Below are 15,807 nucleotides of genomic sequence, written 5' to 3'. Positions count from 1 at the left end.
ATCACCTTTTACCGATAATAATATGACAAATATGGCAAACGACAACGACCTCAGTCTCAGCGACATGCACGCATCTTCCAAAGTAAAAACCAAAGCCACCACTAAGTTCACCACTAAAGCCACCGCCCAACCAGCAACAGCCGCTCAAAGCCGCAGCGAGCGCACAGATCGCAGCTTTGATGCCATCGCCGATCATTTTGAAAAAAAAGTCTACGGCGGATTAAAGGGTGAGATTAGGCTGGCGGTACTACGCCGTGACATTTTTGAGTACAGCGCCCAGATGCGCCAGCGCCTTGGCCGGCCACTACGTGTACTGGATGTGGGCGCAGGTCTGGCACAAATCGCCATCGAGCTGGCCGCCCAAGGGCATACTGTGGTAATCAATGACATCTCCGCCAACATGCTTGCCAAAGCACAGGCTCATGCAGCGCAGACAGACACGCCTCTTGATATCACTTGGCATGTCTGCCCTTATCAGGAGCTGCCAGCTAAGCTAAGCACAGAAAAGTTAGATACAGAAAAGTTTGATTTAATACTATGTCATGCGCTGCTTGAATGGCTAGCAGAGCCTGCCGGTGTGATGGACTTTTTTGATCAGTATTTGATGCCCAAAGGCGCGCTATCACTGTGTTTTTATAACCCAGCGAGCTTTGATTATCGTAATTTAATCATGGGGAATTTTAATTTACTCGACAATAGCGACTATAAAGCAGACAACGTCAAGAGCCTAACGCCCAATCATCCAGTCGCAAAAGAAGAGGTCGAGACATGGCTCGGCGCGCATCGTTATCACGTCATACGCAGCAGTGGTCTACGCGTGTTTCATGACTATGCCCCGCTCAAACGTGGCGGACACACTGACCCCGAGGCGGTGATACGTATGGAGCTACGCTATTCACAGTACGAGCCCTACAAATGGCTGGGACGCTACCTGCATATACTGGCAACACAGCAAGCCTAACCTGCCTGCTCGCTTGCTCAGTCTTGCCGAATATCTGCAAACCGCTCTACGCCATCGTACTCTGACCATGTGGTGGCATTGACGTCCGTTTCATCGAAGACAACCACATGCTCGAGTATGGGCAAAATACCGATGTGTGAGCCTATCTCATGATTGTGGTGGCTGGCGACCAAAGACAATACCGTCTGACCATCATCCAACTGCAAACGGTATAAATAGTTTGCACCGCGAAACACGCGGCCAACCACCAATGCAGTCTGCGTACTGTCATCGTCATGAATGATGTCATCAGGGCGCACCAGCACCTTGATCGGTGTGCCATTTGGATAATCATACTCACAGTACTGCGGATAGCCGGCTTCGTCGTAGACTTCCATACGGCGATAGATATCACCCAGCGCTGTCTCGACGTGCCCTTCTTTGATGATGCCATCTATCATCGCCCCTTCACCGACAAACTCAGCAACAAAAGGACTGACTGGCTCATGATATAGCTCACTTGGCGTGGCCCACTGTACCAGCTTACCTTGATGCATCACCCCAACTTTATCAGCAATAGCAAACGCTTCGTTTTGATCATGCGTGACCAGTATCGCAGTGGTGTTGGTGCGTTTGAGAATATCACGTACACTCATCGCCAGCGACTCACGCAGTACCACGTCTAGATTAGAGAACGGCTCATCAAGCAGTAGTAGCTTAGGTTTTGGTGCCAGCGCTCTTGCAAGCGCCACACGCTGCTGCTGACCGCCTGATAGCTCATTTGGGCGTTTGTCCGCGTGCTCAGTCAAGTCAACCAAACTTAGCATCTCAGCCACGCGGGCTTTTTTGTCGGCGGTAGACCATTTATTCAGGCCAAACGCGATGTTTTTTGCCACACTTAGGTGACCAAACAACGCATAGTCCTGAAACACCATACCCATGCCGCGCTTGGCTGGCGCAACGGCAAACGACTTGCGCGCGCGCTTATCTGTCAGGCGTTGATTGCTCAGATAAATACTACCACCGCGGCTTTGCTCTAGTCCTGCAATGGCACGTAAGGCCGTGGTTTTGCCACAGCCACTATACCCCAAAAAACACCCAATCTCGCCCTGCTGTAACGTCAACGACAAACCATCGACGACGATCGTATCGTCATAACCTACGATGAGATCTTGGACACTAAAATACGGCGACGCTGCGCTATCTACTTGTTTTTTTTGGGAATTTGTGTTTTTAACTTTATGGTCTTGGCGGGTGTCTATCTTTTGCGGTGCCTCATCGGGTTTTGATGCATCTCGCTCGACAGCCGCATGCGCCAGATTATGGGCTTTGATAACTGAGGCGTTTTTTCGGTGCTCAAGACGCGTCTTGGCTTGTATAGACTTGGCCTTTAGACTGCTGGTATGGATAGGTTTAGATTCTGATGGATCATGGGTTGAATCAGTGTACATAAAAGGTACCAGTTAGCGATAAAAAATAAAACCTTAGGCATGCTGCGCGCACATACAAATGGGTGCTAAAAAAGACTAAAATCGTACTGTAGCAGGTTTAAAGGACTCAGGCCACACAAGTCATAGACCGCAGGCTGATAAAGTGCATAAGTCACACTGTCCAAAACTACTGTTAGCCTTGTTTGTCACTTTGGCGTAGCAATATCCATACTGGTAGCAGCCCAACCAGCACGATTAAGAGGCTTGGCAGCGCAGCTCGCCCCCACATGCCCTCGCTTGTCATCTCAAACACCCGCACCGCCAGCGTATCCCAGCCTTGCCGCCGCGTCATCAAAGTAATGGGCATCTCTTTCATCACCTCAACAAAACCCATGAGCAACGCTGTCAAAACCCCGGGGCTTAATACCGGCAGCATGACCTGTCGCCAGCGCTGATAAGCACTGTCACTGAGCAGTTTGGCCGCCGCTTCTTGATTGACCGTCAGGCGCTGCAACTGGCGATCGACAGGCTGAAAACTCACCGTCATAAAGCGCGTCGATAGAGCCAGCAGCATCACAATGACGCTGCCTGACAATATCTGCTGCGAGGTGATACCAAAGGCAATCATCTGATTGTCAAGCCATGCAATGGGAATAAATATCCCCACCGCCAGTACCGTACCTGGTACCACATAGCCTAGGTTTGCCAAGGTCGTCATCAGCTTGGTTGTTTTGTCAGGATACTGACGCTTGATCCACGCGATGACAATCGCCAAAAAAGCAATAAACATCGTGGTCATACTCGCAATCATCAGGCTATTGGTGACAAAATCGATATAACGAGCATCGAAGTCTTGACGAAAATTGGCCGCCGTCCAGTAGATAAGCTGCAAAAACGGTATCAAAAAAGCCAGCGCAAACACTAGCGTACACAGCAGCGCCATACCCCACTTAGCAGGTTTGCTCGCTTCAAAACGATGACTGCTGCCTTGGGTGACCGCAGTGCCGCGCTTGGCCTGCCAATACTGCTCAAACAACACCACGACAAAGACCACACCGATCAATAACGCGGCAAGCTGCGCGGCCGTGGTCAAGCTAAAAAACCCAAACCACGCCTTGTAGATCGCTGTGGTAAAGGTATCGACATTAAACACCGACACCGCGCCAAAGTCCGCCAAGGTCTCCATACTCGCCAACAGTAAACCGCCGATAATCCACGGCAAGGCTTGCGGCAAGGCCAAACGAAAAAACACCCGTCGACGGCTCAGCCCCAGCATTTGACCAGCTTCAATCGCCCGCCGACCTTGAGATAAAAACGCTTGACGCGCCAGCAGATATACATAAGGATAAAACGCCAGCGACAACACCAGCCCTGCGCCCCAGACATTTCGCACGGACGGAATCGCCATACTTATGCCCAAATCACGTAAGGCGGTCTGTAACGGCCCACTAAAATCCACAATACCGACGGTCACAAACGCCAAAACATAGGCAGGTATCGCCAGCGGCAACATCAACGCCCACGAAAAAAACCGCTGGCCAGGAAAGCGGTACATACTGGTCACCCACGCCAAGGCAGTACCGACTGTCCCAGAAATAACGGTGACCATCATCAATAAAATAGCGGTGTTTTTGAGCACTTGTGGCAGCACATACTCACGCATGTGTGTCCAAATATCAGCGACAGGCTGCGTCCAAGACAACAGCACGATCAAAATTGGCACCAGCATAAACAACGAAATCAGTCCTAAAACTGATTTTGAAAGAATGCGCTTACGCAAAGTGTGGTCTTGACTGACTGCTGAATGCCCGTCACTCATATCACCATCGACGATATCGCTTTGACTTACAGACGCATCTGGCGTTGTGATCATATCATTATTACCGTGTCATACTTATAGAGTCCACAAAACAACAAATACCAATCCCAAAGAAATTTGAGATTGGCATCAGTCATCGAGATCTATTTATAACCCGCTTTATCCATCATCTGAATGGCTTGGGTTTGCAGCTCACCAAATTTTTGTACATTGATGTCGTCTTTCTTGAAGCTACCCCATGATCTTAGCATCTCAGACTCATCCACGCCTTCTTTGACCGGAAACTCCTTGTCCGAGCTGGCATAGATTCCTTGGGCTTCATCAGAGGACAACCATTCGATCAGCTTTAGCGTACCATCTGGATTGTCTGAGCCTGCGACCACACCGGCACCTGAGACGTTTACATGCGTACCAGTGGTGCCTTGATTGGCCCAAAATATTTTTACTGGGAAGTTTGGTTTTTCGTCCAATATACGGCCATAATAGTAGCTATTGGCGATACCGACCTCACACTGACCCGCCGCGATCGCCTCTAGCATGCTGGTGTCATCACTGAACACATCTGTGGCTAAGTTATCTACCCAGCCGCGGATGATTTCTTCGGTTTTTTCTGCGCCCAAGTGCTCAATCATGCTAGCAACCAATGATTGGTTATAGACTTTCTTTGAGGTACGTAAGCATAGCTTGCCTTTCCATTTTGGATCAGCCAAATCTGCATAAGTTGACAGCTGATCGGCGCTGACCTTGCTTGGATCATAAAAGATCGTACGAGCGCGTAGTGACAGCCCTGTCCACTGGCCTTTTGGGTCACGATATTTGGCAGGGACGTTGTTTTCAAGTACCGTCGAAGCCACAGGCTGGAGCAGGCCTTGCTGCGCGGCTTGCCATAAGTTGCCCGCATCGACGGTCAATAGCATGTCAGCTGGCGTGTTTTGGCCTTCTGCTTGCAAACGCGCCATTAGCGGGCCTGTCTTGTCCGTTACCAGCTCAATTTTTACGCCTGTCTCTTCGGTATAACGATCAAGCAGCGGCTTGATCAGCTGCTCATTACGAGAAGAATAAATAGTAATGGTTTGCCCATCTGCACTTGTGGCATCATCGGTGGTCGCTTGCGGCGCAGTGCTCTCGCTGGCCGTAGTCTCGGCGCTCTCTTCTGTCGTTGAGGAATTACTACAACCCGCTAGTCCGAGCATCATGCCACAGACGACAACAGGTAAAGTAAGCTTAGAAGCAGAACGCGTAGCGCTGATGGTGTTCAATGACATAGTTTTCCCCATAATAGTGCTATAAAAAAGGTGAGATAGATAAGATGGCGACGATATAAAATGGGTATTTTATCAATAACAACACTTGCTGCAATACAGAGCGCTGACACAAGACATTAATAATCATGTCAGGCATGTCAGGCATGTCAGAATAGTCATGCCAGCTACTAGCAAGTTCCGTTACTGGCGATTGATAACCCTTAAATATATGGAAACAACATACTAATAGAAATGAGATTAATTATCAATAAATTTGTTTGAGCGAGATTTAGCCTCCATCTCCGCTCATTTTTGCCGTATTTTTGGGCCGTGTCTTCCCAACACAAACATAGCAGTTAGAGCAACCACTGACCCAAGATGACATTGACCACCGCCTCAGTACGTAAGATACGTGGACCAATGGTGACCGCCGTACAGCCTTGCTTGGCAAGTAAGTCAATCTCGTAATCTATCCAGCCGCCCTCGCTACCGATACAAACCAAGCTCGGTAGCGCCAATGATGACGGCTGGACGTATTGGGCAAATGATTGCGCACTGTACGGGTGCGCCACGATGGCACGGCAAGTGATCAAGCCCCCCAGCTCATCTTCGACAAACGGCTTAAAACGCCTGGCCAACGTGATACGCGGCACGATGGTATCGACGCCTTGTTGTAGCCCCTCTAAGACAAACTCATCCAAACGATCGAGCATCGGGCTTTGCCAGTAGCTTTTTTGGGTGCGGTAGCTATTAATCAGGACGATATGTCGCACACCTAGCGCCGTCATATCCATGATTAGGCGGCGTAAGACCTTTGGCCGTGGCAGCGCCAACACCACCGTCAAATCAAGCTTTTTGGGCGGTTCGCTGCTCAGCTGTACATCGCATAGCTCGATTTTATCAGAGTGCATGCTTGCTATCTGTCCCGTACCGAGCTGGCCACCGAGCTGGCCTATTTTCAGCCTATCTCCGGCGGTGGCGGCTAATACTTGAGTGACGTGCGTGATTTGCGCCGCGTCATCGATATAAGCGGTGTCTGCCGAAAAGTTGTCGCTGGGCAATAAGATACAGTTCATAAAGGCTCTTGATGCGACTGCTGGGCAATCACTTCTTCTATCATGGTCACTTGACGGGTCAGTACCGATTGTTGTTGTCTGGTCAGCCGCTCGCCTGCAAGCCCTGCCCGTTTGGCCAGTGCCAGATCATAAAGCCAAGCGGCTAACTGCTGGTAAATCAGCGTGGTTTCCGCACGGATGTCGCCAGCAGTATGGGCGGCTGACGCCCATGCCGCGTCTGTGAGATTAGCTGGTGCCGCCGTGTCAGGAGAAGTATGCGCGTGAGAGGTCGTCACAGGACGATAAAAAGCATTGTACGGCTGATACAGCGCCCCAACCTCAGCGAGCTTGTCGACCACGCTTTGGCACGACTGCGTATAGCGCCCCATGATGACAGGCGTGGCCACACTTGCCGGCTCCACAGGATTGTGTCCGCCGATATCGACAAGCGAGCCACCGACCAATGCCACATTAGCAAGCTGATACCATATCATCAGCTCGCCCATACTATCTGCCACATACACTTGCGTGGCTGCCTCAATCGCCTCATCACGACTGCGCCGCGCCATCGTCAATGCCGACTTTTTGACGAGCTCGGCCACCTCATCAAAGCGCTCAGGATGTCTGGGCACGAGTACAAGCAGCGTATCGGTCAGTGCCGCCTGTGACAACAATTGCTGCTGTAGTGACAGGGCGATCTCTTCTTCGCCGCTGTGAGTGCTGGCCGCCACCCAAATCGGACGACCGGTGACTCCAAATCGCTCGGCCAGACTCATCTGATCGCTGATGTTACCGTGCAGCGAATTGCTTTGCTCATCTACGCGCGGCTCACTGGCGCTGCTGTCCTGCTTTGGCGCATTGATGACCCATTTTAGCGAGCCTGCCACACGGATTTGGGCACTGCTGGCACCGAGCTGCCGAAAGCGCTTAGCAGATTCATTGTCTTGCGCGATGATTAAGGTAAGGTTTTTCATCATACTACGACTGACAGCAGCAATTTTTTGATAACTGGCAAAAGAAGACGCTGAGAGCCGGCCATTGACCAAAATACTGGGAATACGCTGTTCGGCCAATTTAGATAAGATATTTGCCCACAGCTCTGTCTCAACAAACAATGCCGCTATAGGCTGTACATGTGCCAAAAACGTCTCAATCACGACAGGGCTATCGACCGGCACATAACTATGGCTCATCTGGCCTTGGGCAATCTCATCAGCAAAACGGCTGGCACCACGGGCAAAACCCGTCTGAGTGGTATTGGTCAACCATATCTGATAACCCGCTGCCAATAACGCCTCCAGTAGCGGCGCGACCGTATTGGTCTCACCCAAGGAAACCGCGTGACACCAAATGACGCCATGATGCGTCATATTATCGCTCACAGCTATAGGAGGCGAGGGATAATGCTTACCAAAGCGCTGCGCCACTTCTTGCTGATAGTTGTCGCGCTGGTGCGAGCGTCGCCATACTTGCAGTCGATACAAGGGCTTTAGGACATTGATGGCACATTGATAATAAAACGGCGGCTGATACACCGCATGATTAAGCCCTGATACTGAATCAGATCTCTGCGAAACGTGCTCAGATGGCGTAGGAGAAGATGACATAGCGTCGCCCAGATTGGTAATGAATCAGATTATATGGTCAATCCACTATAAAAGAATGACAGTATTAAACGCGCTTGAAGTATTACACATACCGATACACTCGTATATGTCTGTACTTGGCTGCTATCAATTTTTTTGATTGAATCAATGATGACAAAATGCCAATAAAAAACGCGCCAATTCTACCTCAATTTGACACTGAACAACACGCCTTTAATCACTGCCCGCCATAAGTATAAGCAGTCCAAAATAAAAGGGAAACGTTAAAAATTGCGTTCTGCTGGTATAAATTTTTCTCGCTTGCTGTGCGCTTTGCACTCCAGAGGCTTCAAAAAATTCATCCCAGCAGTACTGTGTTCTTTTTAGATTGAAACGACTATATGTTAAACAATGATAAATATCAGTATCGCCACCATAACGACAGCAGAGAGCAGTAACTGATAGCGCTTGCTGCTATGTTGCTCTTGTTTTTGGGTGGTAATCAGCGCTTGCGCTTGCTGCCACTGCTCGAGCACACTTGCCGCTTCTGCATGACCGTTTTTTGCCGCTTGCTCGAGCCAATATTTACCATTGTCGATATCTTGCGCCACCCCTAGCCCTTGGTAGTACATCTTACTTAGCAAACGCTGACCACGGCTGTCGTTTTTGCTTGCCGCTTGTTTGACCCATTCAGCGCCCGCTGCCAGCGCTGCCTCTGTCTCGGCTGTGACGCCTTCGCCGAGCAGCTCATACATTGCCAGGCGTAGCATGGCAGCAGTATTACCCGCCTCTGCTGCGGTTTGTAATTTGAGTAGTGCTTGTTTTTTTACAGCCAAATGCTTTGGGGCAAATTTCACCTGCGCGCGCGGTGTGTTTTGCTTGGCGATATACTGCTCGAACTGCTCTAGAATGCGACTGGCTTGCTGATAGTCTGACTCGCCAGCGCTCTGCATGACCTCAATGTCCTTTAGCTCAGTCATTAGCTGAGTAAACAGCTCGGGCGTAGGCGCTAGTTTGGCGCTCGGTGCCAATGGTTCTGGGGGTGCTTGGGATGACTGGGGTGATTCATGTTTTGAAGGCTGAGGTGCTGGTTGCTGAGTGCGCGGCGAGGCAGGTTGCGTTATCATTGATGCGTCATGGGATAAGTTACTAATTGGCGTTTGTGTTTTATCGAACGATACCTCACTGAAGGCAATTTGGCTATCTGCCGTGGGCACGGTACTGACGCGCGCGCCTGCTTTTGTGTCATTATCGATACTGACTTGGCGGTCTATACTATCGATGCCAGCAGCGCTATTGCGGCTGTCAGCATATTTATTTGTAGTGATGCTGTCTTTGATAAAAGATGGTGTGGTATCGAGTGCATCAGTGCCATGAATGCTGGGCGTATGTACCGCAGGCAATCTGGCGCTCACCGCTTGATACAGTCCGCTTGCCACCTGATCGCCTTGCACAGCAACAAAGGGGCGATCGATATGGCCAAACAGCCGCAGCCCGATAGGCTCTAACGCAAAAAACAACGGCGGCTTATTCGCCTCAGTCACCTCAGTCGCCTCATTATCCTCACGATAGATGACCGCCATATGCTGATAAAAATCCTCACGAATGAGCGCAAGCTCAGGATAACGCTTGCCTAATTCAAACTGCCCGTACCAGTGCGGCGTCTGCTGCCAGTGCTGCGCCAGCACGCGACCTGCATAAAACGCCAAAAACACCATCAAATTGCGATAGTGCTCATCAACCAGCAGCATCTCTTCAGACCAGCGCTCTGTTTTGATCAGATCGCGGCGTATCTGAGACAGCAAGGTATCGACGCGCTGCAAGCTTGCCAGCGACTCATCCAGCATACAAGCGCGCAGCTGACTTTCATAAGCCATACCGCCTGCGATAGGACGATTGGCCAAAAAATCCTGCCAATAACCAGCTGCCATATAATCAAGGGGCGTTACGGGCGATGCAGCCATAAACCAGCGTGTCCTTTATTTAAATATTCAAAAATTTAGTCAAAAATCGGTAACACAGCGCATTTATCGACCAGCTCACTTACTAAGCGGCAGCGAGCGTCTGCTTACCTTATCCTAAAATATCACAGGCTACAATAACGGACTAAACAGACGCACCACGTTATCAAACAGTCGCTCCGCACCATGCCGCTGCTGCCACGCCTCAAGACTCACATAGCGACAGCTTTGTAAATACACCTCTTGACAGTCTGCCACCTGTGCGACCATCTCTGGCGTATAAATCGCCAAGCTGACCTCCATGTTTAAATAAAAGCTGCGCATATCAATATTTACCGTCCCAAAGAGGCAATAGTCATCATCGACGACCACCGTTTTGGTATGCAACAGCCCGCCTGTAAACAAAGCGATGTTGACCCCCGCCTCTAGCAGCTCTTGATAATACGCTTGTGAGGCGTGCTGCACCAAAAACGAATCGACCTTTTCCGGTACAATCAGCGTCACCTCGACCCCGCGCTTTGCGGCGATGGTCAGCGCTCCTGATAGCGCCTCATCAGGCACAAAGTACGGCGTGGTAATGCGAATGCGTTTATTGGCGCGATGAATGACCGTCACCAAAGTGTTATAAATCACATGCGCTGTGACTTGCGGTGCTGAGGGTATGAGCTGCGCCAACACGCCTTTTACGATTGGTTTTTTGGGTATCACAATCGACGTCGAGCCAATATCTGGCTGCTCGTGATAATCAATGTGATCGCTCAATACTTTTACGCGACTGTTTAAGTCGTTGATGGTCGGATCCATCACATAGAGCTTTCGCGTATAGTTATTGACTCGCTGATTGAGCGCATCTAGGTTTTCGTTGTTTTCGGCGCCGATATCAGTCGCCACCACTTTTGCCATCGCCGTCGCGATACTAATCGCTTGCTGACTGGTCGCCCGAATCGCCACATCAATCCATTGACCGACGTTTTTGTTTTGTTTAAAAAACCTTGGGTCCACCAGATTAAAGCTACCGATATAGCCAATATACTCATCAATCACCACAATCTTGCGATGATTGCGCAAATCAGAGCGCTTAAAGAGCGTCTTAAATAAGCCCACAGGAAGCGACTGATGGACAAACACCCCCGCCCGCTCAAGCGTACGATGCGCGCTACTATTAAAAAAGCTAAAACTGCCCACACTATCGGCCAACAGATGACACTCTACCCCGCGCCGCGCCGCCGCAGCCAGCGCCTCTATCAGCTCTAGTACCTGCCCTTTTGGATAGACAATATAAAACTCCATCAAAACAGTCCGCTGAGCGGCATTGATATCATCTATTAAGCTGTTAAAGATCGCACTCGGCTCTGTCAACAGCTGCATATTGTGACCTGGAAACACACCAAACCCTGTCCAGCGCGTTCCTATCTGACTGACGCCGCGATAGTTGGGCGGTAGCAGCTCTTGACCTTGATCAAACACCAAATGCTCACGCCGTGCCATGTCATTCATCAATAGACTGGCTTGATCCACCCGCTCACGATAACGGCGGCCAATCATCGGCTCACCCAACAAAATATAGGCGATAAAACCAAACACCGGCAACGTATAAAGAACCGCAACCCAAGCGATAGACACGCCGATATTACGCTGCACAGATACGATACGCAGCGTCATTACTATCATCAGCACAATATGCAATACCAGACCCAATCCGGCAAAATCGCCCCAAGACCAAGTCGTAAAGTACTGTTCAATAGCAAAAGTATCTATGCTCGCCTCCAACCATTCAGATAAAATCAATGACCTTTATAAAACATTCAGTAGTATAGTAGCTTTTAATCTTCAAACAACAGATAACTATCATAAGTGTTTTACAGAAAACACTGTTGTTTTTTTAGATTTTATGACAATAAATCAACGGCTTAAAAATATATTTTCGATTATTTGCTAAAATAATCAAAATATCGTTTGACAGCCATATCTAAATCTATATAATACACACCCACAGAGCGGGTGATTAGCTCAGTTGGTAGAGCGTCTGCCTTACACGCAGAATGTCGGCGGTTCGAATCCGTCATCACCCACCACTTATTAGCAAGTGGGCCTTTTATAAAGGCAAGATGCTAAGACGACCTAAGCAGCGGTAGTTCAGTTGGTTAGAATACCGGCCTGTCACGCCGGGGGTCGCGGGTTCGAGTCCCGTCCGCTGCGCCATATTTAAAACGAATTTAAACAATTAAGTTTAATCAAGTTTCGCCTCAAACATTAGATTGTTTGAGGTTTTTTTTGTCTGCGTTTTTTGTCTATGTTCCTTCTAATATAATTACCTCTCGATAAGCATCTATTTTGTATTCGCAATAGTTATAATCATCCAACGGGCGTGCAGGTATTTTAATACTATGGACGCTGACTCATGCGACTCACACTAGCAATCAACGCCACCATCACTACGCCCATGATAATCAAAATACCAGACATCATATGCGCTGCCTCATAGTTGAGCGCTTCAACTTGCTCATATATCGCAATCGACACTACCTTGGTCTCACCTGAGATACTCCCCCCTATCATTAAAACCACACCAAATTCACCAATGGTATGAGCAAAGCTGATTAAACCACCCAAAATAATACCCACGCGCGCTTGCGGTAAGGCTACCTTGACGAAGCGGCGCAGACGACTGGGTTCTAACAGATGCGCGACTTCCGTGACACTTTGCGGAATACGCAAAAACTGCGCATAAACCGGCTGTATATAAAAAGGCAGTGAGTAAATAATAGACCCAACCACTAGACCTTCAAAAGTAAAAATAAGCGGACTAATATTGTGCTCACGAAGATAGTGACCGATACCAGCGCTAGGACTGAGCAAAAGCAGTAAGTAAAACCCAATCACAGTGGGCGGTAAGACCAGCGGCATAGCGATAAGACCCATCAGCACTACCTTTACCCGTGCAATGATACGTCCACGACTGGGCTTGGCTAGCCAATAGGCCACAGGAGTGGCAAAAAACAGTAGACACAAAGTGGTGGCGGTGGCGAGCTTAAGACTGACTAAGAAAGGCGCGAGCATGTCTGACATTAGCGATGAATCTATCATGATGTCATTTCTCATGGCTCATTGTATTCACAAAGGTTTATTGTATCTAAGAGATTGCTATTGCACGGTTAAATACCCTGCTTGTAAGAAGTATCGCTGCCCCTCGGCTGAACGCAAATAGTTCGTAAAATCTATGTTAGCAGGTTTATCACTAATGATAATACCATCTTGCAAAATAGCCGGATAAGACTCAGGCGCTAAGGTAATAAATTGCTCAGGTTTCGCATTGATAGCGCTAATTTGTGATTGCGCGACAAAGCCATAATCGACACTGCCTGTATGCGCATATTGAAAGGCTTGCCCGATGTTTTCTGCTTGTATTATGCGTTTTTGCTGCACTAAAGGGTCATATAACTTTTGCGCCTGCAAGTAAGACTGTGCCGACACGCCATAAGGTGCAAGCTCAGGACTGGCAATAGCAATCTTGCTACTGCTGGCGCTTATCAACATATCACTCAGCACTTTTGGACTGAATTCATCCAAAGGTTTGTTGACGCTATATAGCGCCAGCTGACCTTGCGTATAGGTAAAAGGTTGATGCGTCGTACTATCTTTGGGAATCTTATCAGCAAGCTTAGCAGGGAACTCTTGATTGGCTGATAAAAACATATCATAAGGCGCGCCTGCTATTATTTGCGCATACAACTTGCCAGATGAGGCATACGTGACTTCTATATTGTCCTTGGACATCTTATTAGCGGTTTGATAGCCATCAATAACCTTAGGCAGTACATCCGATAAATTGGCAGCGGCGGCAATACGTAGCGTCTGCAATTGCTTAGATTCATTATCAGTAGAGGTATCGGTAGCACTCTTTGACGTACAAGCACTTAAGGCCAATAGCGCACCACATAAAACGGCTACTTTAACCATTGTTGCTCAGCCATTTAAAGGGCGCACCCTCGTAATACCCTTGCTTCCACACAGGAATATCGGCCTTAATGACATCGAGTATCCAGCGGCAGGCATCAAACGCGGGATAACGATGGGCATAGACCTCATCAACGCTGCGTTTGATGGTCATAGAATGGCTGTGGACGTTGTCTATCATATGTTATCTCTACTCATGGTTTCTACTTACTATCTCTCCCCCCCTTGCCTAGCCGCCTGCGACTGGGGTGATAAATACCACGCTATAGAGTGCTTAGCGAGTGGCAGGCGCGCTCAAAGTCTGTAGGCGTATTAAAGTTGGTCAAATACTGCCAACTGTTTGGAAAGGATACCGCTTGTAAATAAGGTGTGATAAAGGGCATAATTCGCCGCGCGCCATTATCGATATAGGCCTTTAAGTCAGGCTCAAGGCTTAATGGATAAAGCCCTAACAGCGGATATAAGTGACTGTCATCAGCTAAACAAATCACCTTTTTATCAGCTGCTTGGTTTTTGGTTATTTGAGTCGCTATCGGCTGCAGCTTTTGCCATAAGTCGGTGGCTGGTATCAAGCTGTCACAGCTAATCACCAACAACCATAATGACTGGTTTTCTGTTAACGCATTTAATGATTGAGACTTTATTACCGTTTGCAAAGCCGACTCAATAGCGACCAATGCCCCGCCCGTCTTGATCTTATCATCAATCCTTTTATTAACCTTCTCATCTTGGTTTTTATCTTGACTATCAGCACTAGTATAATCAGCAATGTGCATGATAGCGGCTTGCGGGTTGCTATTCTTTAAAGCTGAATCAACGTCAAACCCGCGACCATTATCAGCAATCATAATAGGGATATCTTTATTATTGCCAGTATCAAACGTAGCCAAATTCAGCGTGTGTCTGACGTGATAATTCAGCAGACGCTCACCTGTCGGCAATCTAAGCTGGGCTTTTGCCGCGCCCATCCGTGTGGACGCGCCGCCTGCTAAAATGACCACACCTGCCAAATGAGCCGAGTCTTTTATAACGTCAGTCATGTGAATTATGAGTCGGGTTTTGTGCCATAAAATGCGGTACAAAGTTGCACGGACGCGTACAGCTATCGAGCTGCTCTTTCAAGATACTCTCCCACCCTGTACGGCACGCGCCCGATGAGCCTGGCAAACAAAAAATACCGGTATGATTTGCCATGCCTGCAACGGCGCGCGACTGCACGGTTGACATGCCAATCTCCTCTTTTGAGATCAGGCGGAACATCTCACCAAAACCATCGATCGATTTATCAAATAAGACCTTCACCGCCTCTGGCATGCTATCTCTGATAAAAAACCCCGTACCGCCCGTGGTAATCACCGCATGCACGTTTGGATCGGCAATCCAGCCGCTAATCACTGCTCGTATCTGATAAATATCATCGCTAATGAGCTTGCGATCAGCCAAGTTATGACCTGCCTCGGTCAGGCTGTCTGCTAAGTACTGACCCGAAGTATCTTCTGCCAGCGTACGACTATCAGGAACCGTTAAAATAGCAATATTAAGCGGTATAAGATGGGCGGCAGGCTTACTCATAAAAACTCCTTCACATACAGATTTAAATAATCAAAAAAGTGACAACTGACCTACCCACCGATAATCGATAATCGATAATACTATCCGAATGCGCATGCTGGGCAAAAAACAGATCGCTGTTGTCGCTTGTCTGCATAAACTCTATAAAGCGATAAGTGATGGGTCGGTCTTTGATATAGTCGGTTGAGCACGGCCGATGCTAAGCTTGTCATCATTCATAATTTACTGCCAATTGCGATTTAT

Annotated in this window: 12 protein-coding genes, 2 tRNA genes and 2 pseudogenes; 3 read left to right on the top strand and 13 right to left on the bottom strand. The window is 48.6% G+C overall.

Features of this window, described 5'->3' with window-relative positions; genetic code table 11:
* Window positions 1-22 precede the first annotated feature (22 nt).
* Window positions 23-961, top strand: a complete 939-nt coding sequence (locus C6W44_RS08780) for a methyltransferase domain-containing protein (protein ID WP_227526398.1) — start codon at window positions 23-25, stop codon at window positions 959-961.
* A 17-nt stretch (window positions 962-978) separates the two neighbouring features.
* Here C6W44_RS08780 and C6W44_RS08775 read toward each other — a convergent pair whose 3' ends face one another.
* The 7 genes from C6W44_RS08775 to C6W44_RS08745 form a co-directional block, all read right to left on the bottom strand.
* Entirely contained in the window at window positions 979-2,391 is a 1,413-nt protein-coding gene (locus tag C6W44_RS08775; RefSeq protein ID WP_199774471.1) for an ABC transporter ATP-binding protein, read from the bottom strand.
* Window positions 2,392-2,563: 172 nt separating this feature from the next.
* Window positions 2,564-4,243: an ABC transporter permease gene (locus C6W44_RS08770; RefSeq protein ID WP_105245041.1), complete on the bottom strand. Its 1,680-nt coding sequence runs from the start codon at window positions 4,241-4,243 to the stop codon at window positions 2,564-2,566.
* Between the two features lie 89 nt (window positions 4,244-4,332).
* Window positions 4,333-5,454 (bottom strand): extracellular solute-binding protein, encoded by a 1,122-nt coding sequence (locus C6W44_RS08765; protein WP_105245040.1) that lies wholly within the window; start codon window positions 5,452-5,454, stop codon window positions 4,333-4,335.
* Window positions 5,455-5,789: 335 nt separating this feature from the next.
* Window positions 5,790-6,509, bottom strand: a complete 720-nt coding sequence (locus tag C6W44_RS08760; protein WP_105245039.1) for a 16S rRNA (uracil(1498)-N(3))-methyltransferase — start codon at window positions 6,507-6,509, stop codon at window positions 5,790-5,792.
* Entirely contained in the window at window positions 6,506-8,095 is a 1,590-nt protein-coding gene (locus C6W44_RS08755; RefSeq protein WP_105245038.1) for a 3-deoxy-D-manno-octulosonic acid transferase, read from the bottom strand. Before C6W44_RS08755 ends, C6W44_RS08760 begins: the two co-directional genes overlap by 4 nt.
* Before the next feature lie 383 nt (window positions 8,096-8,478).
* The gene (locus C6W44_RS08750) at window positions 8,479-10,038 is read right to left on the bottom strand and encodes a tetratricopeptide repeat protein (protein WP_105245037.1); all 1,560 of its coding nucleotides are present in this window, start codon (window positions 10,036-10,038) and stop codon (window positions 8,479-8,481) included.
* Between the two features lie 129 nt (window positions 10,039-10,167).
* Window positions 10,168-11,823, bottom strand: coding sequence for a cardiolipin synthase (locus tag C6W44_RS08745; RefSeq protein WP_227526397.1), 1,656 nt, complete (start codon window positions 11,821-11,823; stop codon window positions 10,168-10,170).
* A 211-nt stretch (window positions 11,824-12,034) separates the two neighbouring features.
* Between C6W44_RS08745 and C6W44_RS08740 the strand changes: the two genes are divergently transcribed.
* Window positions 12,035-12,110, top strand: a tRNA-Val gene (locus C6W44_RS08740).
* A 50-nt stretch (window positions 12,111-12,160) separates the two neighbouring features.
* Window positions 12,161-12,237: transfer RNA gene (locus C6W44_RS08735), tRNA-Asp, on the top strand.
* 183 nt (window positions 12,238-12,420) lie between these two features.
* Here the strand turns inward: C6W44_RS08735 and modB are convergent.
* From modB to C6W44_RS13730, 6 genes and pseudogenes are all read right to left on the bottom strand, one after another.
* Entirely contained in the window at window positions 12,421-13,122 is a 702-nt protein-coding gene (modB, locus tag C6W44_RS08730) for a molybdate ABC transporter permease subunit (protein WP_105246594.1), read from the bottom strand.
* A 57-nt stretch (window positions 13,123-13,179) separates the two neighbouring features.
* Complete coding sequence (modA, locus tag C6W44_RS08725) at window positions 13,180-13,995, bottom strand: molybdate ABC transporter substrate-binding protein (protein WP_105245036.1); 816 nt, start codon at window positions 13,993-13,995, stop codon at window positions 13,180-13,182.
* Window positions 13,988-14,110 (bottom strand): annotated as a pseudogene (locus C6W44_RS08720) (molybdenum cofactor biosynthesis protein MoaE); the annotation flags it as partial. The pseudogene C6W44_RS08720 and the gene modA, both read right to left, overlap by 8 nt.
* 145 nt (window positions 14,111-14,255) lie before the next feature.
* Window positions 14,256-15,032: a molybdenum cofactor guanylyltransferase gene (locus C6W44_RS08715; RefSeq protein ID WP_105245034.1), complete on the bottom strand. Its 777-nt coding sequence runs from the start codon at window positions 15,030-15,032 to the stop codon at window positions 14,256-14,258.
* Window positions 15,025-15,564 (bottom strand): molybdenum cofactor biosynthesis protein B, encoded by a 540-nt coding sequence (gene moaB / locus C6W44_RS08710; protein ID WP_105245033.1) that lies wholly within the window; start codon window positions 15,562-15,564, stop codon window positions 15,025-15,027. The genes C6W44_RS08715 and moaB overlap by 8 nt, the downstream gene beginning before the upstream one ends.
* A 52-nt stretch (window positions 15,565-15,616) precedes the next feature.
* Window positions 15,617-15,745: pseudogene (locus C6W44_RS13730) on the bottom strand (GTP 3',8-cyclase MoaA); the annotation flags it as partial.
* Window positions 15,746-15,807: the final 62 nt, after the last annotated feature.

This window comes from Psychrobacter sp. Marseille-P5312, assembly GCF_900291405.1.
GTDB lineage: Bacteria > Pseudomonadota > Gammaproteobacteria > Pseudomonadales > Moraxellaceae > Psychrobacter > Psychrobacter celer.
The sequence above is the reverse complement of the archived record's forward strand: the minus strand, read 5'-3'. Positions and strand labels throughout refer to the sequence as shown.

Excerpts from the sequence above, each read along its gene's own strand:
- moaB (WP_105245033.1), bottom strand. The coding sequence starts at position 15,564 with ATGAGTAAGCCTGCCGCCCATCTTATACCGCTTAATATTGCTATTTTA.
- C6W44_RS08770 (WP_105245041.1), bottom strand. The coding sequence starts at position 4,243 with ATGATCACAACGCCAGATGCGTCTGTAAGTCAAAGCGATATCGTCGAT.
- C6W44_RS08775 (WP_199774471.1), bottom strand. The coding sequence starts at position 2,391 with ATGTACACTGATTCAACCCATGATCCATCAGAATCTAAACCTATCCAT.
- C6W44_RS08755 (WP_105245038.1), bottom strand. The coding sequence starts at position 8,095 with ATGTCATCTTCTCCTACGCCATCTGAGCACGTTTCGCAGAGATCTGAT.
- C6W44_RS08715 (WP_105245034.1), bottom strand. The coding sequence starts at position 15,032 with ATGACTGACGTTATAAAAGACTCGGCTCATTTGGCAGGTGTGGTCATT.
- C6W44_RS08750 (WP_105245037.1), bottom strand. The coding sequence starts at position 10,038 with ATGGCTGCATCGCCCGTAACGCCCCTTGATTATATGGCAGCTGGTTAT.
- C6W44_RS08765 (WP_105245040.1), bottom strand. The coding sequence starts at position 5,454 with ATGTCATTGAACACCATCAGCGCTACGCGTTCTGCTTCTAAGCTTACT.
- C6W44_RS08760 (WP_105245039.1), bottom strand. The coding sequence starts at position 6,509 with ATGAACTGTATCTTATTGCCCAGCGACAACTTTTCGGCAGACACCGCT.
- C6W44_RS08780 (WP_227526398.1), top strand. The coding sequence starts at position 23 with ATGACAAATATGGCAAACGACAACGACCTCAGTCTCAGCGACATGCAC.
- modA (WP_105245036.1), bottom strand. The coding sequence starts at position 13,995 with ATGGTTAAAGTAGCCGTTTTATGTGGTGCGCTATTGGCCTTAAGTGCT.
- modB (WP_105246594.1), bottom strand. The coding sequence starts at position 13,122 with ATGATAGATTCATCGCTAATGTCAGACATGCTCGCGCCTTTCTTAGTC.